The sequence below is a fragment of the Variovorax sp. GW821-FHT09B01 genome (assembly GCF_059418345.1).
On sequence record NZ_JBWKPQ010000036.1, the window covers coordinates 22,639 to 43,128 of the forward strand.

At 69.2% G+C, this 20,490-nt stretch carries 17 protein-coding genes; 7 read left to right on the forward strand and 10 right to left on the reverse strand.

The features are described 5' to 3' along the window. Positions 1–12: 12 nt before the first annotated feature. Positions 13–1,257, forward strand: coding sequence for a CaiB/BaiF CoA transferase family protein (locus AC07RV_RS43265; RefSeq protein ID WP_296779107.1), 1,245 nt, complete (start codon positions 13–15; stop codon positions 1,255–1,257). A 3-nt stretch (positions 1,258–1,260) separates the two neighbouring features. Here AC07RV_RS43265 and AC07RV_RS43270 read toward each other — a convergent pair whose 3' ends face one another. The 7 genes from AC07RV_RS43270 to AC07RV_RS43300 form a co-directional block, all read right to left on the reverse strand. Next, positions 1,261–1,725, reverse strand: coding sequence for an HIT family protein (locus tag AC07RV_RS43270; protein ID WP_296779104.1), 465 nt, complete (start codon positions 1,723–1,725; stop codon positions 1,261–1,263). Further along, positions 1,715–2,695 carry a ThiF family adenylyltransferase gene (locus tag AC07RV_RS43275; RefSeq protein WP_444814474.1) on the reverse strand — a complete coding sequence of 327 codons (981 nt, stop codon included), beginning with the start codon at positions 2,693–2,695 and terminating at the stop codon, positions 1,715–1,717. Before AC07RV_RS43275 ends, AC07RV_RS43270 begins: the two co-directional genes overlap by 11 nt. Before the next feature lie 43 nt (positions 2,696–2,738). Continuing rightward, positions 2,739–2,951 carry a hypothetical protein gene (locus AC07RV_RS43280; protein ID WP_444814475.1) on the reverse strand — a complete coding sequence of 71 codons (213 nt, stop codon included), beginning with the start codon at positions 2,949–2,951 and terminating at the stop codon, positions 2,739–2,741. A gap of 232 nt (positions 2,952–3,183) precedes the next feature. Next, on the reverse strand, positions 3,184–3,441 hold the full coding sequence (locus AC07RV_RS43285) for an acyl-CoA-binding protein (RefSeq protein ID WP_057592544.1): 258 nt from the start codon (positions 3,439–3,441) through the stop codon (positions 3,184–3,186). A gap of 100 nt (positions 3,442–3,541) precedes the next feature. Further along, complete coding sequence (locus AC07RV_RS43290; protein WP_208514000.1) at positions 3,542–4,297, reverse strand: GntR family transcriptional regulator; 756 nt, start codon at positions 4,295–4,297, stop codon at positions 3,542–3,544. Then, entirely contained in the window at positions 4,294–6,051 is a 1,758-nt protein-coding gene (locus AC07RV_RS43295; protein ID WP_296779095.1) for a glycerol-3-phosphate dehydrogenase/oxidase, read from the reverse strand. Before AC07RV_RS43295 ends, AC07RV_RS43290 begins: the two co-directional genes overlap by 4 nt. Beyond that, positions 6,048–7,574, reverse strand: coding sequence for an FGGY family carbohydrate kinase (locus AC07RV_RS43300; protein ID WP_296779092.1), 1,527 nt, complete (start codon positions 7,572–7,574; stop codon positions 6,048–6,050). The genes AC07RV_RS43295 and AC07RV_RS43300 overlap by 4 nt, the downstream gene beginning before the upstream one ends. A gap of 177 nt (positions 7,575–7,751) precedes the next feature. Between AC07RV_RS43300 and AC07RV_RS43305 the strand changes: the two genes are divergently transcribed. From AC07RV_RS43305 to AC07RV_RS43330, 6 genes are all read left to right on the forward strand, one after another. Further along, entirely contained in the window at positions 7,752–8,804 is a 1,053-nt protein-coding gene (locus tag AC07RV_RS43305) for a substrate-binding domain-containing protein (protein WP_057592540.1), read from the forward strand. Next, positions 8,801–10,324: a sugar ABC transporter ATP-binding protein gene (locus AC07RV_RS43310; RefSeq protein ID WP_296779088.1), complete on the forward strand. Its 1,524-nt coding sequence runs from the start codon at positions 8,801–8,803 to the stop codon at positions 10,322–10,324. The genes AC07RV_RS43305 and AC07RV_RS43310 overlap by 4 nt, the downstream gene beginning before the upstream one ends. 107 nt (positions 10,325–10,431) lie before the next feature. Next, positions 10,432–11,361 carry an ABC transporter permease gene (locus AC07RV_RS43315; RefSeq protein ID WP_208509805.1) on the forward strand — a complete coding sequence of 310 codons (930 nt, stop codon included), beginning with the start codon at positions 10,432–10,434 and terminating at the stop codon, positions 11,359–11,361. Continuing rightward, positions 11,358–12,338: an aldo/keto reductase gene (locus AC07RV_RS43320; RefSeq protein ID WP_296779086.1), complete on the forward strand. Its 981-nt coding sequence runs from the start codon at positions 11,358–11,360 to the stop codon at positions 12,336–12,338. The genes AC07RV_RS43315 and AC07RV_RS43320 overlap by 4 nt, the downstream gene beginning before the upstream one ends. Before the next feature lie 51 nt (positions 12,339–12,389). Beyond that, a complete protein-coding gene (locus AC07RV_RS43325) occupies positions 12,390–13,253 on the forward strand; it encodes a class I fructose-bisphosphate aldolase (RefSeq protein ID WP_296779082.1) in 864 nt (287 codons plus the stop codon). A gap of 152 nt (positions 13,254–13,405) precedes the next feature. Beyond that, complete coding sequence (locus tag AC07RV_RS43330; RefSeq protein ID WP_296779079.1) at positions 13,406–18,121, forward strand: LamG-like jellyroll fold domain-containing protein; 4,716 nt, start codon at positions 13,406–13,408, stop codon at positions 18,119–18,121. Positions 18,122–18,217: 96 nt separating this feature from the next. Here the strand turns inward: AC07RV_RS43330 and AC07RV_RS43335 are convergent, their stop codons facing one another. From AC07RV_RS43335 to AC07RV_RS43345, 3 genes are read right to left on the reverse strand one after another with little or no spacing between them, the layout of a single operon-like run. Continuing rightward, complete coding sequence (locus tag AC07RV_RS43335; protein ID WP_296779075.1) at positions 18,218–19,120, reverse strand: DMT family transporter; 903 nt, start codon at positions 19,118–19,120, stop codon at positions 18,218–18,220. 55 nt (positions 19,121–19,175) lie between these two features. Beyond that, entirely contained in the window at positions 19,176–19,850 is a 675-nt protein-coding gene (locus tag AC07RV_RS43340) for a helix-turn-helix domain-containing protein (protein ID WP_296779072.1), read from the reverse strand. A 50-nt stretch (positions 19,851–19,900) separates the two neighbouring features. Beyond that, positions 19,901–20,485 carry a lipocalin family protein gene (locus tag AC07RV_RS43345; RefSeq protein ID WP_296779070.1) on the reverse strand — a complete coding sequence of 195 codons (585 nt, stop codon included), beginning with the start codon at positions 20,483–20,485 and terminating at the stop codon, positions 19,901–19,903. Between the last annotated feature and the right edge of the window lie 5 nt (positions 20,486–20,490).

Below are 20,490 nucleotides of genomic sequence, written 5' to 3' on the forward strand. Positions count from 1 at the left end.
CACTCGCAGGCCATGACGACATCCACCGCTTCCTCCTCCGCTCCCGCCGCCGGCCCGCTCGCCGGCCTCAAGGTCATCGAGCTCGGCCAGCTGATCGCCGGCCCCTTCGCGGCCCGCACGCTGGCCGACTTCGGCGCCGAGGTGGTCAAGATCGAGCCGCCCGGCGCGGGCGATCCGCTGCGCAGCTGGCGGCTGATGAAGGACGGCACCTCGGTCTGGTGGCAGGTGCAGTCGCGCAACAAGCGCTCGCTGGCGCTCGACCTGCGCGAGGCCGAGGCACAGGCCATCGTGCGCCAGCTCGCGGCCGAGGCCGACGTGCTGATCGAGAACTTCCGCCCCGGCGCGATGGAGGGCTGGGGCCTGGGCCCCGACGCGCTGCTGGCGGCCAATCCCGCGCTCGTGATGCTGCGCATCAGCGGCTATGGCCAGACCGGGCCCTACCGCGACCGGCCCGGCTTCGGCGTGGTGGCCGAGGCCATGGGCGGGCTGCGCCACCTCACGGGCGAGCCAGGCCGCGTGCCGGTGCGCGTGGGCGTGTCGATCGGCGACACGCTGGCCTCGCTGCATGGCGTGGTCGGCGTGCTGATGGCGCTGCAGCATCGCCATGCCACCGTGAGCGCCGAGCATCCGAAGGGCCTGGGCCAGGTGGTCGACGTGGCGCTCTACGAGGCCGTCTTCAACTGCATGGAGAGCCTGCTGCCCGAGTACGGCGCCTTCGGCGCGGTGCGCGAGGCCGCGGGCAGCGCGCTGCCGGGCATCGCGCCGACCAATGCCTACCGCTGCGCCGATGGCGGCTATGCGATCGTCGCGGGCAATGGCGACAGCATCTTCCGCCGCCTCATGGGCTGCATCGGCCGGCCCGATCTGGCGGTCGATCCGGCGCTGGCGAACAACACGGGCCGCGTGGCGCAGGTGGAAGTGCTCGATGCCGCCATCGGCGACTGGGCCGCCAGCCGCACGGTCGACGAGGTGCTGGCCGCGCTCGATGCCGCGCACGTGCCGGCCGGGCGCATCTACACCATCGCCGACATCGCGGCCGATCCGCACTACGCGGCGCGCGGCATGCTGCAGCGGCTGCGCATGGACGACGGCAGCGAGCTGTCGGTGCCGGGCTTCGTGCCCAAGCTCTCGCGCACGCCGGCCGCGCACCGCCTGAACGCGCCCGCGCTGGGCGCGGACACCGACGCGGTGCTCGAGGAGATCGGATTGACCGCCGGCCAGATCGCGGCGCTGCGCGAGCGCGGGATCGTTCGTTGAGTCTCAGTCCATCGATCTGATGCGGGCAGCGAGCTGAGCGAGCACAGGCTCTTCCGCGCGCACATGATCGTGCGATGACAGATATCCCTCGTAGCGATCGAAGTACTTGGCCACGTTCGACTTGATGGGTTGCCATGGCCCCTGCTTTGGCGTGCCGTGCATCGGGAACAGCTTGGCGTGGACATGGTCAACCCCAAACCCTTCGAAGATCATGCCGGTGCGTCCTACATCGTCGAACGCGCGATCCAGCAGGAGGCCGACTTTCTTCGCCGCCAAGACCAGCTTCACCAACGCGGGATCTTCCAGATGAAATGCGTAGCTCGGGGAGTGCTCCTTGGGGATGACAACGGAGCATCCCGAGGTATTCGGATAAATGGAAAGGAAAGCGAGGTGGGATTCATCCTCCCATATCTTGTGACAGGGAAGACGGCCATGAGCAATTTTGCAAAAGATGCATTCAGTGGTCATGATTTTTTGTAGTGAGGGCGATGTTTCGCGGAAATTCTGAAGCGTTCCAAAAGCTTGTGAATGCTTCGGTCGATCTGTTTTCGGGATTGGCTGCCAAGAATTGAATGGAGAAGGAGGAAAGCATTCCGGCCAGCTCGGTGTTGGTTGGGCCAAAGCTCGGGCCCACAAAAAATGGGGTGCGCTGCCAGGCTATTGGTTCTGCGTCAGGCAGCCTCGACTCGTTGACGCCAAAGCTGATGTACTGATGGAAGTACCCTCCGCCCGCAACAGCAAGATTTGGCAGTTCCGCGAGAGAAGCGCCGAGGCCCAGTGGCTCGTCGGCAGTCAAAAGCAGGATGTCGAAATTTTTCGCCAATGCTTTTATTCCATCTTCCGATATGAATTCGTCGCTTGCGCTGCATTCCGTCTCCGGGTAGCGGATCTTTATTTCTCGTTGAAGAATCTCCACCTTTTTCCTGCCCTTGTCTTTGGGAGTCCAGAAAAATTGACGATTCATGTTGCTGGGCTCGATGACGTCTCCGTCGATCAAATGCAGGTGCTTGACCCCCGCTCCTGCCATATTGATGGCAGCCAATGAGCCGATGCCTCCGCAGCCGAGGATCAATGCCCTCGAGCTGTGCAATCTTCGAATCTTTGCGAGAAAATCTCCGCAGTTCTCGCTGATGCTCATCAAGAAGGAAGATGTCCTGCTGGTGCTTTCGTCATCGAGATGGCGCAGGCATTGCTCTATTTCTTTTTTTGTTCCGAACAATATTGCTTTCGCTGCAATCAATGAACTCCAAAAAGAATCGGGGTCGTTGGATGAGGCCCTTGATATTCCTCCTGGGCCTGAGATGTAAAAATTTCCGTCGCCATCGTTGCCCCAGAGGGTCGAGGGCCTCAGTATGCCGATTGCGCAATCTTCCGAATATACTTTTCGGTTTTCAATCCGCTCGCAACCTGTATTGAAATAATCTTGAAAAGATTTCATTTGAAATAAAAAAGGCTGCTTTGCAGCAGCCTTTTTTGTCAGGTTAATTGCAGCGAGTGTTGCGTGTTCCCGGCTTGAAGCCCCAGGGCGTGCATTTGTCACTCCAAGCGACAACAGTCGCCTGCGAGTCGATTCTTTTTTGCGATGCTTCGACCGAAAGCTTAGGCAAGTGAACGGTCTCCTCGACGGGCTTTTGCATTGCTTGAGCTTGCGCTACAGCCAGCAGGAGTCCGATCGCCGATGCGGATTTTTTCATTGGTTCCTCTCTGAGTTGGTGTAACAGCCCGATGTGGGCTGCCGCCGGAGTTCATGCTCCGGCACCTCAAAGACGAACGGCTTTCTCGGCTGTTTTGCGCTCAACGCCGTTTTTTGTGAAATTTTTCGCCAATGCCCTGAAGAGATCGGTGCTGCGACCCGACGAAGTCAGGGTTGCTCCCACCGAGGCGCTTGGCTGCACCATCCGCTTCCGGACGGCACGCGCAACGCACTCAGCCGCGCAGCGACTCGATCAGCGCGATGTATTGTTCCTTGGCCTCGTCGCCGCTCAGGCCCTTGCGCGAGGTCCAGGCATCCCACTTGGCGCGCGCGACGATGTCGCTGAAGCTGGGCTTCTTGGCCGTGTTGTCGCCCTCGGTCGCCTGCTTGAACAGGCCGTAGATCTTCAGCAGCGTGGGGTTGTCGGGGCGCTCGGCCAGCAGCTTGGAATTGGCCTGGGCGGTCTGGAAGCGTTCGTCGAGGTCGGACATGGCGGGGGATGCGGAGTGGGTGGAAAGAACCGGCCATCTTACGGACCCGGTGGCCACCCATCCGCCGAGCCCGCGTCGTGCGCAAGGCTTCGGGCCCGGTTCAGGTCGTGGTCTGCACGTGCAGCCGGCTCGACTTGCAGCGGTGCAGCGCACGGTAGTGCTCGAGCGGCCGGCCATTGAGCCCGTAGGCGATCGACTCGATGCGCAGCAGCGGCTCGGGCGCGGGCAGGTTCAGCAGCTCGCAGGTCCGGGCGTCGGGCAGCACGGCGTCGATCCAGCGCTCGGCGCGCACCAGGCGCAGGCCGTACTGGCGGCGCAGCACGTCGTAGAGCGAGCGGTCTTCCAGCCGGATGCGGTGCAGGCCCGGCGCCATGTCGGCCGGCACCACGGTCTCGACCAGCAGGCGCAGTTCGCCGTCCACGCTGCGCAGGCGCTTGAGCGCGACCACCTGCGTGTCTTCCGTGAGGCCGAGCGCGCCGGCCTCGAGCGCGGTGGGCAGGCGCAGCTCCTGGGTCAGGATCTGGGTGCGCACCGAGCGGCCCTTGCGCTCCATCTCGTCGGAGAAGCCCAGCACGGTGGAGACGAAGTCCTCGTCGCGCTCGCGCGCCGCGACGAAGGCGCCGCGGCCCTTGATCTTGTAGATGAGGCCGTTGCGCACCAGGTCGGCCAGCGCCTCGCGCACCACGATGCGCGAGATGCCGTACTGGTCGCCGAGTTCGGCCTCGGACGGCAGCTTGGCGCCGATCGGCAGTTCGCCCTGCAGGATCTGCAGGCGGACGGCGTCGCGAAACTGGGCCCACAGGGGCGATTCGGAATTCCGGTCGAGGGCGGGCGCGGTCAAGGTCGGGCTGTTCACGTGAGGACGGGCTTCGAGGCCATCAATGATGCATCCAAAGGGGAATCCGCGGCCGGGGCGGCGGTCTGCAGGCGCACGCCGTGGCGTTCGCGCAGCGCGGTGGCGCAGGCATGGAGCTCCTCGCGCTGGCGCTGCGCGTCCCAGCCCAGGGCCTCGGCCGCGATGCCGGCGATCTCGGCCAGCGCGGCGTCGGTGACCTGGCCGCGGATCGCCAGCAGGGTGCGGCGCACCACCAGGTCCGACAGATGGATCACGCCGGTCTCGAGGCACAGGTAGCCGATCTCGGCCACCGAGTGGTCGGGGGCATGCCGCAGCGGCACGTCGCCCGAGGCCGCGAGCCGCTGCGCCAGCGGCAGCGCCTTGGCGCCGTAGCGCGCGAACAGCGCCTGGGCGCGGCGGCGGCTCGCGCCGGTGGCCATCAGGCGCTCGAGCAGGCGCTCGGTGGCGGCCGCGTCGGCCGGAAATTCGGCACCGCCGCCGATCGGCAGCATGTCGGTGGAGGCGGTGCGCGCGCGGCCGAGGTGGCGCAGCACCGCGTCGGTGGCCTCCTCGGCCAGCGCGCGGAAGGTGGTCCACTTGCCGCCCACCAGGCAGACGATCGGGATGTCGCGCGTGGCATTCGGCGGGTCGATGGCCACCGAGTGGTCGCGCGAGATCTGGCCCGGCTTGTCGGCATCGGAGCGCGCCAGCGGCCGCACGCCGACATAGGTGTAGACCACATCGGCCGGGTCGAAGGCGAGGTTCGGGAACACCTCGCGCAGCACCTCGAGCAGGTAGTCGACCTCCTCGGGCTCGGTGGCGATCTGGTCGGGGTCTTCCACCGGGATGTCGGTCGAGCCGACCAGCACGCGGTCGAGGAAGGGATAGACGATGCACACGCGCCCGTCCATCGCCTCGAAGTAGGCCATGCGGCCGTCGAGCGCATCGCGCAGCGCGGGATGGTCGAGCACCAGGTGCGAGCCCTTGGTGCCCATCACGCGCGGGCCGCTACCGCCGAGCACCGCGGTGCTGCGGTCGAGCCAGGCGCCGCTGGCATTGACCACCGTGTCGGCCGTCACGCGCACCAACTCGCCCGTGATCTCGTCGCGCAGGGTGAGGATGTTGCCGGCGCAGCCCATCACGCGGCAGTGGTTCACGGCGGTGGAGCGCGGCTGGTCGCGGCAGGCATCGGCGATCAGCTCGAGGATCAGCCATTCGGGATGGCTGATCCAGGCGTCGAAGAAGGTGGCGGTCCAGCGGATCGCCGCGCGGAACAGCTGGCGGTCGCGCGGCGGCACGCGGTCGATGCGGTGGCCCGGCATCACGCGCTGGCGCCGGCCCAGCAGGTCGTACAGCCGCAGCCCCAGCGCCACCGCGAGCAGGCCGCGCGTGCGCGGCGAGGCCGGCCGGCCGAGGAAGCGCAGCGCGCTGCCCAGCATGCCGCCGAACAGGCTCGCCAGCGGCACCACCGTCTTCAGCGGTTTCACCAGGTGCGGTGCGTTGCGCAGCAGCAGGTTGCGTTCGCGCGTGGCCTCGGCCACCAGCGAGAAGCTGCCGTTCTCGAGGTAGCGCAGGCCGCCGTGGATCATGCGCGAGGGCGCGCTGCTGGCGCCGGCGCCGAAGTCGCCCTTGTCGACGATCAGGCAGTCCACGCGCTGCAGCGAGAGGTCGCGGAACACGCCCACGCCGTTGATGCCGGCGCCGACGATGACGGTGGAGAAATGGCGTCCGGCGAGCGAGGCGGGACGGGTGAAGGGCAGTTGCCAGGCGCTCATCGTGCGGAATCCGGCATGCGGGTGGTGCCGGTGGTCAGGGTGAAGGCCGGTGCGAGGCTGTCGAGCAGCGCATCGAAGCCGGCCAGGAAATCGGCGCAGGCCGGGATGTCGCCCGCTTCGGGCGCGAGGGTCTCGCAGGGCGCGAGCAGGTGGGCGTTGGCGGGTGCGTCGAGGTCGAGGCCCTGCGAGATGGCCGCATAGAGCGCCGCGCCGCGCGCGCCGGTCTCGTCGTCGCCGCAGCGCGCGACCGGCCGGCCGAGGAAGCCGGCCAGCAGCCGCGCCAGTCGCGCGTCGCGCGCGCCGCCGCCGAGCATGGTGAGCGCCCCGGGCAGCAGGCCGTGGGCCGCGAGCCGGCCCAGGTGGCGCGCATGCAGCGCCACCACCGCGTCGACCACCGCGCGCGCCATGTCGGCGCGGCCGTGGTGGCTGCGCAGGCCGACGAAGCCCGCGCTCGCGCCCGGCGGCGCGCTGCCGCCGTTGACGAAGGGCAGGAAGCGCACGCCATGCGCGCCCAGCGGCGAGCCCATGGCGGCATCGATCACGGCCTGCTCGCTGCCGAAGCCCAGCGCCTCGGCGGCCCAGGCGATGTTGGCCATCGACGAGGGGCTGTTCTCCATGTAGAGCCGGCGCTCGGCCGGTCCGAAGTTCACCACCGCGGCCACCGGCGGCTTGGGCGCGCCCGCGGGCGTGGCCGGGCCGATCGCGGCGTTCACGCTCCAGGTGCCGAACACCGCCACCGCATGGCCGCGCGCCTCGGCGCGGATCGCGGTCATCGAGGCCAGCAGGTCGATCGCGCCCATGGCCACCGGCACGCCCGCGGGCAGGCCGCGGGCCGCGGCCTGCGCGGGCAGCAGCCGGCCGTACACCTCGCCGCTGGGCACGATGCGCCCGAGCGTGCGCGGCGACAGGTCCGACAGCCCGGCCGCGTCGAAGGCCTGCTGCGACCAGCGGCCGCTGGCCAGCGAGACCAGCCCGGCGGTGCTCGCGTCGCTGAGGTCGGTGGCAGCCTCGCCGGTCAGCAGGAAGCCCAGGTAGTCCTTGGCGAACAGCAGGCGCTGCAGTTCGCCGCGCTGCACCGCGTCGTGGCCGAACAGCTCGGCCGCGATCAGCGTCGGCTGTCCGGGCCAGGGCCCGCAGCCCACGTCGTCGAACAGCGCGGCGCCGTGGCTCCGTGCGAGCTTCAGCGCACGCGCGGTGGCGCGCTGGTCGGTGGAGGCGACCGCGCTGCCGCCGACCAGCCGGCCGGCCGCGTCGAGCGCATAGAGGCCGGCGCCGTGGCCGGTGCAGCCGATGGCGCGCACCGCGGCGGCCAGCGGGCCGAGCTGGCCCGCGATGGCGCCGAGCACGCGGCCCAGCGCCGCATGGATCGCCGCCTCGGCCACCTCGCAACCGCCGCCGGGGCGCCGGTCGTGCGGCAGCGCGGCGCGCGCCAGCGCCACCGTGCGCCCGCTGTCGGCATCGAGCGCGAGCGCCTTCAGGCTGCTCGACCCCATGTCTATACCCAGGTAGATGTTCGTTGTCATGTCATAACAGCTTCGGGCAATTTGGTTCGGATCGCAGTAGCGTTTCCCCTAGTATTCCAGCCAAAACGAGCCGCATACATTCTGACCTGTCATGACAACATGCATGACGCCAAGAGATCCAAAGCCACCCTCCAAGGCGGCCCATCTGCCAGGTCTGAGCAACACGAGGAGACAGAAGTGAGAAGAGATTTCCTGAAGTCCGCGGCGGCCGCCGCAGCCACCACCGGCCTGGGCCTGGCCGGCTCCAGCGCCTTCGCCCAGCAGCCCGCCGCACCGGCCGCCACCGGCCTGCGCGGCAACCCGAACGACGTCTACGTGATGAACGTGATGGTCTCGGGTGTCGAGTACTGGTTTCCGGTCTACGAAATGATGAAACAGCTGGGCCGCACGCTGGGCGTGCGCACCCGCTACACCGGCACGCCCGAGTACGACGTGAACAAGCAGCTCGCGTCCTTCGAGCAGGAACTCGCGCGCAAGCCCGCGGGCATCCTGCTGCACCCGATGAACCCCGACCCGTTCATCGAGCCGATCAATCGCGCGGTGGCGGCGGGCATCCCGGTCGTGACCTTCGCGGCCGACTCGCCGAACTCCAAGCGCGCCTCGTTCATCACCTCCGACAACGACCGCGAGGGCACGCAGGCGGCCGACGCGATCGCCGCTGCGCTCGGCGGCAAGGGCGAGTACGCGGTGCTCGAGAACCCGGGCCAGGACAACCACGACCGCCGCATCGCCGCCTTCGTCAACCGCATGAAGACCAAGCACCCGGGCATGAAGCTCGCGGGCCGCGCGGCCAGCAACCAGGACCCGAGCAAGGCCTACCAGGCGGTGCTGAGCCTGGCGCAGGCCAATCCGAACCTGGGCGCGCTGTTCATGCCCGAGGCCAACTCGGCGCTCGGCGCGGCGCAGGCCAAGATCGAGTCGAAGAAGAACATCCGCGTGATGTGCTGCGACGTCAACGCCAAGATCCTCGACATGATCAAGGCCGGCGACGTGTTCGGCGCCATCAATCCCAACCAGGGCATGCAGGGCTACATGGGGATGATGATGCTGTTCCTGGCCAAGAACCCGCAGCTCATCGACCCGATGAACGACGCCAAGCGCAACGGCACCAACCCGATGTCGGTGCCCTTCCTCGACAACGGCCTGTCGGTGGTGAGCAAGGCCAACGCCGACGACTTCTACTGGGACAAGTACCTGGCGCGCCGCGGCACCAAGGGAATCGGCGAGTGAGCGACGACCCGAAGCCGCTGCTCTCGCTGCGCGGCATCAGCAAGCGCTTCGGCGCTTCGCGCGCGCTCTCGGGCGTGGACTTCTCGCTGCGTGCCGGCGAGATCCACGCCCTGTGCGGCGAGAACGGCGCCGGCAAGTCGACGCTGATGAACATCATCGACGGCATCCACCAGCCCGACGAGGGCACGATCGCGCTCGACGGCCGCGAGGTGCGCATCGACGGCCCGGCCCATGCCATGCGGCTGGGCATCGGCCTGGTGCACCAGGAGATCGCGCTGTGCGGCGACGCCACCGTCGCCGAGAACATCTTCATGCCCGAGATCAACGCGGGCGGCCGCGCCTTCATGGACTACGGCGGCCTCAACGCGCGCGCCGCCAAGGTGCTGCGCCGGCTCGGCCAGGACATCGACCCGGCCGCGCGCGTCGACGAGCTCGGCATCTCGAGCCAGCAGCTGGTGGAGATCGCCAAGGCGCTCACGCTCGACTGCAAGGTGCTGATCCTCGACGAGCCCACGGCCGCGCTCACCGAGCTCGAGTCGGCCGCGCTGTTCCGCGTGCTGCACGACCTCAAGGCGCAGGGCATCGGCATCATCTACATCAGCCACCGCATGGCCGAGATCTTCGCCAACTGCGACCGCGCCACCGTGCTGCGCGACGGGCGCAACGTGCACTGCGGCCCGCTCGCGGGCACCACGCCCGACGAGCTGGTGCGCCGCATGGTGGGCCGCGACCTCGGCAACTACTACCCGCCGCGCGCCACGCTGCCCGAGGCGCCCGAGACGCTGCTGCAGGTCGACGACATCGCCGATGGCGAGCGCGTGCAGGGCATCTCCTTCGCGCTCAAGCGCGGCGAGATCCTCGGCATCGCGGGCCTCATGGGCGCCGGGCGCAGCGAACTCGCCGAAACGGTGTGCGGGCTGCGGCCCGCGCGGCGCGGCAGCGTGCGGCTCGGCGGCAAGACGCTCGCGATCCGCAAGTACGCCGACGCGTTGCGCCACGGCATCGCCTACCTCAGCGAGGACCGCAAGGCCGCGGGCGTGTTCCTCGACCTGCCGATCGCGCAGAACGTCTGCGCGATGGCGCTGCGGCGCGTGAGCTCGCGCTTCGGCCTGATGGAGCGCGCGGCCGAGCGCAAGCTGGCGCAGGACCTCGGCGCGCAGCTCAACCTCAAGTCCGACGGCGTGGCGATCGAGGTCGCGAGCCTGTCGGGCGGCAACCAGCAGAAGGTGGCGATCGCCAAGCTGCTGGCCACGAAGCCGTCGGTGCTGCTGATGGACGAACCCACGCGCGGCGTCGACGTGGGCGCGAAATCCGAGATCCACCACATCCTGCGCGCACTCGCGAACCAGGGCGTGGGGGTGATCGTGATCTCGTCGGAACTGCCGGAAATCATCGGCCTGTGCGACCGCGCGCTGGTGATCCGCGAAGGCCGGCTGGCCGGCGAGCTCGGCACGGCCGAGATGACGGAAGAGGGCCTGCTGCGGCTGGCCTCGGGACTGGGCGAACAGGAGATGCAGTGAGCTACCAATTCAGAATAGACGGCACCAACCCCGCGAGCACCGCCGGCACCGGCACGGCGGCGGGGGCCAAAGGAGACGCCGTGAACCTACCCTTCCGACTCGGCAGCATGCGCGAGGCCGGCCTGCTGCTGATCATCGCGGTGCTGTGCGTGGGCATGAGCTTCGCGTCGCCGTACTTCCTCACCTGGGAGAACATCCGCGCGATGCTGCTGTCGTTCTCGATCGAGGGCATCGTGGTGGTCGGCATGACCATCCTGCTGATCGTGGGCGGCATCGACCTCTCGGTGGGCTCGGTGGTGTGCCTCGCGATGGTGATCACCGGCAAGCTGTTCCTCATGGGCGTCGACCCCTGGCTCGCGAGCGCGATGGCGATCGGCGCCAGCGCGATGATCGGCGCCATGATCGGCGGCTGCGTCACGCGCATCGGGCTGAACCACTTCATCGCCTCGCTGGCCTTCATGGTGATCGTGCGCGGCCTGTGCCTGGCCTTCACGCAGGGCACGCCGCAGTCGCTGTTCTCGCTGCCGGCCGAGTTCAAGTTCATCGGCCAGGGCACGCTGTTCGGCATCCCGGCCGTGATCCTGATCTTCGTCGCGATCGTCGCCATCAGCGACTTCGTGCTGCGCCGCGCCACCCTGCTGCGCAAGGTGTTCTACGTCGGCAGCAACGAGAAGGCCGCGCTCTATTCGGGCATCCGGGTGGGCCGCGTGAAGTTCTGGGTCACGGTGCTGTGCTCGGCCTCGGCTGGCCTGGCCGGCGTGATCTACACCGCGCGCTTCGGCGCCGCCACGCCCACCTTCGGCATGGGCATGGAACTCAACGTGATCGCCGCCGCCGTGATCGGCGGCGCCAGCCTCAAGGGCGGCTCGGGCACCGTGCTCGGCGCGGTGCTCGGCCTGGCGCTGCTGTCGGTGGTGACGAGCTCGCTGATCCTGCTCGACGTCTCGCCCTACTGGCAGGACGTGATCAAGGGACTGATCCTGCTCGTGGCCGTGACCATCGACCACCTGCTCAACGTGAGGAAGACCAAGAGATGAAGACGACGACGCTGGGACCGTCGGGCATACGCTGCTCGGCGATCGGCCTGGGAACCTGGGCCATGGGCGGATGGATGTGGGGCGGCGGCGACAACGCGGGCGCGACGCTGGCGATCCAGGCCTCGCTCGACGCGGGCGTGACGCTGATCGACACCGCGCCGGCCTATGGCCTGGGCCGCTCCGAGCGGCTGGTGGGCACCGCCCTCAAGGGCCGGCGCCACGAGGCCGTGATCGCCACCAAGTGCGGGCTGGTGTGGCATACGCACAAGGGCACGCACTTCTTCGAGGAGGACGGCCACCCCGTCTACCGCTACCTCGGCCGCGATGCGATCGCGTACGAAGTCGAGCAGAGCCTCGCGAACCTGCAGACCGACTACATCGACCTCTACATCACGCACTGGCAGGACGCCACCACGCCGGTGGCCGAGACCATGGGCGCGCTGCTCGACCTGAAGAAGCAGGGCAAGATCCGCGCGATCGGCGTGAGCAACGTCGATGCCGCCACGCTCGCCGAGTACCTGCGCCATGGGCCGGTCGACGCGGCGCAGGAGCGCTACAGCCTGATCGACCGCGAGATCGAGGCCACGCTGGTGCCGCTGTGCAAGGAGCATGGCGTGGCGGTGATGGGTTATTCCTCGCTCGCGCTGGGCCTGCTCGCGGGGCCGATCGATCCCGCGCGCGCCTTCACGGGCGACGACCAGCGCGCGAGCAATCCGCGCTTCAGCGCCGACAACCGCGCGCGGCTCGCGGCCTTCTTCGCCGACCTCGAACCGCTGCGCGCCGCGCTGGGCTGCTCGTTCTCCGAAATGATGATCGCCTGGACGCTCGAGCATGGCGCCGTCTCGCTGTCGCTGTGCGGCGCGCGCAACCGGCAGCAGGCGATACAGAACGCCGCGGCCGGCTCGGTCGCGCTCGGCGCCGACGCGCTGCTGCAGATCGACACCGCCGCGAAGCGGCACCTGGGCGCGCTCGGCTGAGACGCGTCCCGCCCCCTCGAACCATCTTCCACCTTCAAGGAGTTCTTTCGTATGTCGAAAGGCAAAGAGGTCCGCATCGCCCGCCTGCTGAAGGCCGGCCGCGGCCTGGACATCGCGCTCGATCACGGCGTGTGCAACGAGCCCAGCTTCCTCGACGGGCTCGAGGACATGCCGGGCGTCATCGACCGCCTGGTGGCCGCGGCGCCCGATGCGATCCAGCTCAACTACGGCCAGGCCGACCTGCTGCAGCTGCGCCCGGGCCGCGAGCGGCCGGCGCTCGTGATGCGGCTGGACATGGGCAATCCCTACAACGCCACGCGTCACCGCTCGATGTGGGCCGTGCTGCAGAACGAGCACGACCCCGTGCTGCCCGCGGTGCAGATGGACGCGGCCTGCGTGGTCGTCAACCTGTTCATGCTGCCCGACGAGCCCGAGCTGTTTCGCCAGTGCGTGCAGAACATCGCGCGCGTGCGCGCCGACTGCGACCGCTACGGCATGCCGCTGATGATCGAGCCGCTGGTGATGCAGGCGCACGGCGCGGGCCGCGGCGGCTACATGGTCGACGGCGATGCCGAGAAGATCGTGACCCTGGTGCGGCTCGCGCTCGAGATGGGCGCCGACATCGTCAAGGCCGACCCGACCAGCGACCCGAAGGACTTCCACCGCGTGGTGCAGGCCGCGCGCTGCCCGGTGCTGGTGCGCGGCGGCGGCCGCGAGGACCTGCAGCAGGTGTTCGCGCGCTCGCGCGTGCTGCTCGACCAGGGCGCGGTGGGCATGGTCTACGGCCGCAACGTCTACCAGCACGCCAACCCGTTTGCGGTGGTGAGCGCGCTGATGGCGATGATCCACGAGGGCGCCAGCGCGGAAGCGGCCTGGGCCATCTACGAATCGGGCGGCGCGGCGCGAAGCCGATAGCGCGGCTTTCGGCGAACAGGTTTTTTCGTCACGGCAGGCGACGCCCGTCGCCCGCCGGGGTGCGTGCTGCGCGCGCATGTCGTGATTCGAGCCAGAGAAGAACGAGTCAGCAGATTCCCCTGCGAACTTCCAACAACACTTGGAGGCAAACGATGAAGATCCGGTATTACCTGATGGCATTGATGGTGCCGTTCGTCACCCTGTTGACGCACGCGGCGATCACCGGGGTCAGTCCGATGACGACCCTCGGCAACATGGCGACCGCGGTGTCCGAGGCCGTCGCCGATCCCCTCCCGCTGCAGGGGCCGGGGCTGGGCAACCTCACCTACACCTCGGAGGAACTGTTCAAGCCGGTGTCGGTGATCACCAGCCCGGCGCATCCGCTCGACCCCGCGCACAGCAGCGCCAACGAGTCGCGCGAGGTGCCCGCCACCTACCCGGGCCGCAAGGACTACGGCATGAACGCCGGCATCATGGTCAACGGCTATTTCCTCACGTCCTTCGCCCCCGACAGCGGCCTCGGCCCGGGCGGCTTCCTGCTGTACGACGTGTCGAACCCGCGCCAGCTCCGGCTCGTCAAGAAGATCTACGAGCCCGAGGGACGCACCAGCGAGTTCCGCGAAACGCACTCCTTCGGCACCGCGCGGATCGGCGACAAGACCTACGTGGTGCTGCCCAGCATCAACGGCGTGGAGTTCTGGGATTTCACCGACGTCAACGACATCAAGCAGGTGAAGAAGCTGGCGCTGCCCGGTGTCAACGCCGGCGACTACGAGAACGTCGCCTGGCAGCTCTGGTGGCAGGCGCCCTACCTGTACGTGGCTTCGGCGGGCCGGGGCATGTTCATCGTCGATGCCGCCGACCCCGCGAACGCCGTGCTCGCCAACCGCGGCGCCGGCAAGGCCAACCCGGTGTCCACCGGCGAACTCGGCGGCTTTCGCATCGGCCCGATCTTCACGATGGGCAACCACATGGTGCTGACCGCGATGGAGAGCAACGGCGGCTTCGCGAGCCTCGATATCTCCGATCCGCTCAATCCCAAGGTGCTCGACTCCATCGTGGGCACCACGCCGTTCTACTATGCGACCTGCTTCGACGGCCGGAACCTGCATGTCTCCACCCGCAACAGCGGCGCGAAGATGTACAGCTACGACCTGAGCGACCGCTCGAAATTCGTGGCCGAGGACAACCGCCTGGTCATCGACGAGCAGCTGTACTGCGCCACGCAGGACCACTACGTGATCCAGGGCGCGCAGACGCGTATCCACAAGGTCGACGTGAGCAATCCGCTCAATCACGTGGAGGTGGGCCGCGGCAGCATCCTGCGCGAGGACGATCCGAACTTCTCGCATTCGGACAACGGCCAGGTCGCGATGTTCGGCAACCTCGTGTTCGTGGGCAACGACCACGGCTCGGGCAGCGGATTCGTCGTGCACCAGGTCGACCCCGATACCACCCGGCCCGAGGTCAAGCAGGTCTCCCCCGCCAACGGCGCGAAGCAGCAGGCGCTGACCTCGCGCATCGGCCTGGGCATGACCGACAACATCCGGCCCGAGAGCGTCAACGCCAACACCTTCATCGTGCGGCCCGTGGGCGGCAACACGCTCGCGGGCACCTACAGCGTGCAGCTGGGCATCGTCAACTTCCATCCCACGCAGCCGCTGCAGCCGGGCACCAGCTACGAGGTGTTCCTGCCGGCCAACGGCGTGAAGGACTATGCGGGCAACGCCATCGGCGCCGACTTCAAGTCCACCTTCAACACCGGCAACGCGGCCGAGGTGGGCCTGAGCTACCACTGGGCGCTCAACGGCAAGCTCAGCGACCCGATCTCGAACAACGACGGCACGCCGGCATCCGGCGACGCCTTCGAGAGCATCGGCCTGAACTTCGCGACCCGCGCGGGCGGCGTGCAGCTCAAGAACGACAGCGTGGCCACCGTGCTGGGCGGCACCGCTTCGCTGAGCTTCTACATGAAGACCACGCAGAACGGCAGCGCCAACGCCTGGACCGCGCCCGGCATCTTCGGGCGCGACCAGTCGGGCGGCGCCGACGACGTGTTCTGGGGCTGGCTCGACAACACCGGCCGGCTCAACCTGTCGGTGGCCAACGCGGCCACCAACAACCCGGGCACGCGCTCGACCTCGCCGGTCAACGACGGCAACTGGCACCACGTGGTGCTCACGCGCGACGCGGGCTCGGGCGCGCAGACCATGTACATCGACGGCGCCAAGACCAGCTCGAGCGGCCTCACCGGCGTGAAGGGCCTCGCGAACAAGTTCCAGTGGCTGGGCCAGATCCAGGGCAATGCCGACTTCTTCAAGGGCACGCTGGCCGACGTGCGGGTGTTCAACCGCGTGCTCGGCGACGCCGAGGTCGCGACCCTGCGCGGCCAGGCGGTCATCGGCGACCCCGGCATCGGCAGCGGGCCCAAGGTGGTCAACGGCACGCTGAACTTCAACCCGTCCACGCTCGGCAGCGGCGGCGCGCAGTTCCGCTGGAACTTCGGCAACGGGACCGTCACGGCCTTCTCGAGCCAGGCCGGCTACAGCTACACCTACACCACGCCCGGCCACTACACCGTGACCCTGACGGTGAAGGACAGCGCGGGCCGCGAGACCTACTACACCTACAACGTGACCATCATCGCGCCCGTCACCGCGAGCGCGCCGCGGCACACCGGCAACATCGCGGGCGACGCGAACCGGGTCTACGCGGTCAATCCCGACAGCGGCACGGTGGCGGCGATCGACGCCCAGAGCCTGGCCAAGCTGTGGGAGGTGTCGGTGGGCAGCGAGGCCAAGACGCTGGCGCTCGGGCCCGACGGCCGGGTCTGGGTCGCGGTGCAGGGCGAGGACAAGCTGGTCGCGCTCAACGCCGCCGACGGCAGCGTCTCGGTCACCGTGCCCTTCGACTACGGCAGCGGTCCCTACGGCGTGGTCTTCACGCCCGACGGCGCCAAGGGCCTGCTGACGCTGGAGAGCAAGTCGCGCCTCGTGAGCTTCAATCCCTCCACCGGGGCGGTCACGGCCACCCTGCCGCTCGACGGCACGGTGCGCGGCATCGCGGTCACGGGCGACGCCCAGATCGCCTACGTCACGCGCTTCAAGTCGAAGATGACCGGCGGCGAGCTCTACAAGGTCAACCTGGCCTCGATGAGCGCGCTGTCGACCATCGCGCTGCCGGTGGACACCACCACCGTCGACACCGAGGCCGGCGCGCGCGGCGTGGCCAACTACCTGAGCCAGGTCGTGATCTCGCCCGACGGCAAGCGCGCCATCCTGCCCTCGAAGAAGGACAACATCGTGCGCGGCCGCTTCCGCGACGGCCGCGACCTGGTGCACGACCAGACCGTGCGCTCGATCCTGTCGCAGGTCGACCTGCAGTCGGCGGCCCACGTGGCCGGCGAGCAGATCGACTTCGACGACCGCGCGCCGGCGCGCGCCGCGCTGTTCTCGCCCGCGGGCGACTACATCTTCGTGGCGCAGATGGAAGGCAACCGGGTCGCGATCGTCGACTCCTACACGCGCTCGGTGCGCGGCGAGATCGACACCAGCAGCGCGCCGCACGGCCTGTTCCTCGACGCCGCGCGCAAGCGCCTGTTCGTCAACAACTTCCTCGCGCGCTCGGTGTCGGTGCACGACGTGGCGGCGGTGCTGGCCTCGGAGAGCAACGCGGCGGTCTTCGTGCGCAACGTGCAGACCGTGGCGACCGAACCGCTGGCCGCGGCCGCGCTGCGCGGCAAGCAGGTGTTCTACAACGCCGCCGACCGGCGCATGAGCAAGGACAACTACATCTCGTGCGCGAGCTGCCATGCCGATGGCGGCGACGACGGCATGGTGTGGGACTTCACCCAGCGCGGCGAGGGCCTGCGCCGCACCATCAGCCTGCAGGGGCGGCGCGGCACGAGCCACGGCAAGCTGCACTGGAGCGCCAACTTCGACGAGGTGCAGGACTTCGAGAACGACATCCGCAACGAGTTCGGCGGCACCGGCTTCCTGAGCAATGCCGACTTCGCGGCCACCTCCAATCCGCTGGGCACGCCCAAGGCCGGACGCAACGCGCAGCTCGACGACCTCGCGGCCTACCTGTCGTCGCTCGACAAGTTCATGCGCAGCCCGGCGCGCACGGCCGACGGCAACCTCAGCGTGGAGGCCGCGCGCGGCCAGACGGTGTTCAACACCGCGCAGTGCGCGACCTGCCACACCGGCGGCACCTTCCGCGACGGCCAGCGGCACGACGTGGGCACGATCCAGCTCTCGTCGGGCAAGGGCGGCAACCAGCCGCTGGCGGGCGTGGGCTTCGACACGCCGACGCTGTCGGGCACCTGGAGCGTGACCTCGTTCTTCCACAACGGCCAGGCCGCCTCGCTGCAGGCGGTGCTCGACAGCGGCCACGGCAACGCCAACGGCCTGCCGCCGGCCGACGTGGTGGCGCTGCGCGAGTACGTGCGCTCGCTCGACACCGCGCCGCCGCTGGTCGCGCGCATCCGCTCCGACGCCAGCACCCTGTGCGTGAACATCAAGGGCGTGTCGACCGCCAGCGGCGCCACCGCGGTGCAGTGGCCCTGCGGCAACGACGCCAACGAGAAGTTCACCGTGACCAGCAGCGGCGGCTACGTGCAGTTCGTGGCGCAGCACAGCGGCCTGTGCCTGGCGCAGAGCGGCAACGCGACCACCAATGCCGCCGTGGTGCAACTGGCCTGCACGGCCGGCAATGCGACGCAGTGGACGGTGGTCGGCTCGACCCTGCGCAACCGCGCCTCCGGATCCTGCCTCGACGTCCCGAACGGATCCACCACGCAGGACACGGCGCTGATCACCTGGACCTGCAACGGGGGCAACAACCAGAACTGGACCCAGCTGCCCTGAGCGGGCGGCCTTGACCGGGGAGGGCGCGCCTGCGGGCGCGCTTTTTTTTGCGCCCGTCGGGCCTTGGCCAAGGTCGGGCGCGGGCGCGGGGCGGTGTCACCGGGCCCGTCGCGCCTCGGTCCACACCACGATCAGCAGGCCGGCCAGCACCATCGCGAGCCCCGCGAAGGCCCACGGGCCCGGGCGCTCGTGCAGGACGACCGTCGCGAGCCCGAAGGCCGTGACGGGCTCGGCCAGTGCCAGCGTGACGCCCGAGGCGCCGGAGATGTGCCGCAGCGCATGGCTGAACAGCAGGTAGGCGATGCCGGTCGACACGAGGCCCAGGTAGGCCACGAGGACCCAGCCCGCGGGCGTGGCCGAGAAGGGGCCGGAGATCAGCAGCGCGGCCGGCATGGCCGCCACGGAGGCCGTCGCGAAGAGCCACAGCGTGACCGTCGCCGGCGGCGACCGGCGCACCAGGCGCTGGCTGACCAGCGTGTAGATGGCGTAGCAGAGCCCCGAGCCCAGGCACAGCGCCAGGCCGGCGAGGTCGACGCGCGAGCCTGCGCCCGATCCCGACATCACCATCAGGCCGCCACCGCCGATCGCGAGCAGGGTGCCCGCCCACCAGGCCGGCGCGGGCGGTGTGCGAGACACGAGCGCCTGCAGCAATCCGGCCCAGGCCGGCCCGCTGCCCACGGCGATCGCGGTGCCGATGGCCACGCCCGTGGCCCGGACGCCCGCGAAGAAGCTCAGGTTGTAGCCCGCCATGCACAGCCCCGCGAGCAGCACCCAGCGCCACGTGGCCGGCGCCATCGACAGCGCGATGGGCTCGCCGCGCTGCCGTCGCCAGCCGATGAAGGCCGCGAAGAAGAGCGTGGCGATCGCCATGCGCAGCGTGCCGATCCAGAAGGGCGACGTGTCCAGGGGCGCGAAGCTCTGGGCGGTGCCGGTCGTGCCCCAGAGCGCGGCGGCGGCAAGCACCATGCCGGCGCCGGTGAGGGAAGCGTGCTTTGTCATGCGCGCATCCTCCAGCGCCGCGGCCGCGGCAACTGTCGAGAGACTCTCGACCTCGTCAGCCCGCGCGCGCGTGCCGGGCGCCCGACTGGCGGTCGCGTCGCAGCGCGAAGCCGAGGGCGCTGGCCGAGCGGTAGCCCGTGCGCAGGGCCGTCGCTTCGAGCGGCAGGCCGCCGCGCAGCAGGCGCTGGGCGGCGTCGAGCCGGCGCGAGCGCAGGTAGGCCTGCGGCGACAGCCCCGTCAGTTCGAGCAGCCGCGCATGGAAGCGCTGCGGGCTCAGGAAGAACAGGGCGGCCATGCGCGCGGTGTTCCAGGGCTCGTGCAGCGCGCCGCCGAGGGCGGTGTCGAGCCGTGCCAGGTCGATGCTGCGGCGCGCGAGGATGGAGGGCGCCTCGAGCACGTGCGCCAGATGCTGCGCGGCCCGGGCCGGATCGACGTCGTTCCTGCAGGCCGCCGTGACCGCGAAGCGCCGGATGCGGTCGACGCCCGTGGCGGGGGGCGTGTCGATGACCACCATGCGCACGCCGCGCGGCGACATGAAGGTGTGGGCCACGCCGGCCGGAATGATCATTCCGCAGGAGGTGTCGGTGAAGGCGGCGCGGCCGCCGATCTCCAGTTCCATGCGGCCGTCGAGCGCGAACATGATCTGCGCGTGCGCATGGTCGTGGCCGGCGTATTCGCCCGCGTAGCTGCGCACGCTGTAGGCGATCCCGGAGACGAGCGGACTGTGCATGCCCGCGATTGTGCCCAGGCCCCGCGAACCCCGGCGCGCGGACGACCGGGTCAGCGCTCCGGCCAGCGCTGCGGCACCCGGCGCAGCTTCGCGAGGTCGTAGCCCAGGGCCTCGATCTTGCGCAGCGCCTGGGCGTAGGCCTCGGGCGCCAGCTCGGGCGTGCGCGCCATCAGCCAGACGTAGTCGCGCTGGCTGCGCGCGACGATGGTGGTCTTGTAGTCGGGCGACACGTCGGCGATCACGTACTCGGCCTGGATCGGCCAGATGAACTGCATGCCCCAGACCGCGTTGCCGGTGCCGGGCCGCACGGTGGCCACGGGATGCAGGGTCTCGACCGGCGCGTCGAAGCTGCCGTCGCGGTAGCGGAAGTCGGTCTGGATGCGGCCATCGGGCCGCTGCGCGTAGGACTCGACGGCGTTGAACGCGTTCCTCTCCGGAAAGGTCGGGATGTGCGCGATCACGTACCAGTCGCCCATGAAGCGCGCGATGTCGACCGCCGGCAGCGGCGCGATCGTCGGTGCCGGCGTCGCGCAGGCCGTGAGCGCGGCGCACGCGCACACGGCCAGCCAGCCGAGCGGGTGCCTGGGGCGCGCCGCGGGGGCGCGTTCGGGAGGGGGGTGTGGAAGGCGGGTCATCCGGT

Coding starts and splice junctions, on each gene's coding strand:
- AC07RV_RS43275 (WP_444814474.1), bottom strand. CDS start 2,695: ATGAAATCTTTTCAAGATTATTTCAATACAGGTTGCGAGCGGATTGAA.
- AC07RV_RS43320 (WP_296779086.1), top strand. CDS start 11,358: ATGAAGACGACGACGCTGGGACCGTCGGGCATACGCTGCTCGGCGATC.
- AC07RV_RS43335 (WP_296779075.1), bottom strand. CDS start 19,120: ATGACAAAGCACGCTTCCCTCACCGGCGCCGGCATGGTGCTTGCCGCC.
- AC07RV_RS43265 (WP_296779107.1), top strand. CDS start 13: ATGACGACATCCACCGCTTCCTCCTCCGCTCCCGCCGCCGGCCCGCTC.
- AC07RV_RS43330 (WP_296779079.1), top strand. CDS start 13,406: ATGAAGATCCGGTATTACCTGATGGCATTGATGGTGCCGTTCGTCACC.
- AC07RV_RS43325 (WP_296779082.1), top strand. CDS start 12,390: ATGTCGAAAGGCAAAGAGGTCCGCATCGCCCGCCTGCTGAAGGCCGGC.
- AC07RV_RS43295 (WP_296779095.1), bottom strand. CDS start 6,051: ATGAGCGCCTGGCAACTGCCCTTCACCCGTCCCGCCTCGCTCGCCGGA.
- AC07RV_RS43280 (WP_444814475.1), bottom strand. CDS start 2,951: ATGAAAAAATCCGCATCGGCGATCGGACTCCTGCTGGCTGTAGCGCAA.
- AC07RV_RS43270 (WP_296779104.1), bottom strand. CDS start 1,725: ATGACCACTGAATGCATCTTTTGCAAAATTGCTCATGGCCGTCTTCCC.
- AC07RV_RS43315 (WP_208509805.1), top strand. CDS start 10,432: ATGCGCGAGGCCGGCCTGCTGCTGATCATCGCGGTGCTGTGCGTGGGC.
- AC07RV_RS43300 (WP_296779092.1), bottom strand. CDS start 7,574: ATGACAACGAACATCTACCTGGGTATAGACATGGGGTCGAGCAGCCTG.
- AC07RV_RS43340 (WP_296779072.1), bottom strand. CDS start 19,850: ATGCACAGTCCGCTCGTCTCCGGGATCGCCTACAGCGTGCGCAGCTAC.
- AC07RV_RS43345 (WP_296779070.1), bottom strand. CDS start 20,485: ATGACCCGCCTTCCACACCCCCCTCCCGAACGCGCCCCCGCGGCGCGC.
- AC07RV_RS43285 (WP_057592544.1), bottom strand. CDS start 3,441: ATGTCCGACCTCGACGAACGCTTCCAGACCGCCCAGGCCAATTCCAAG.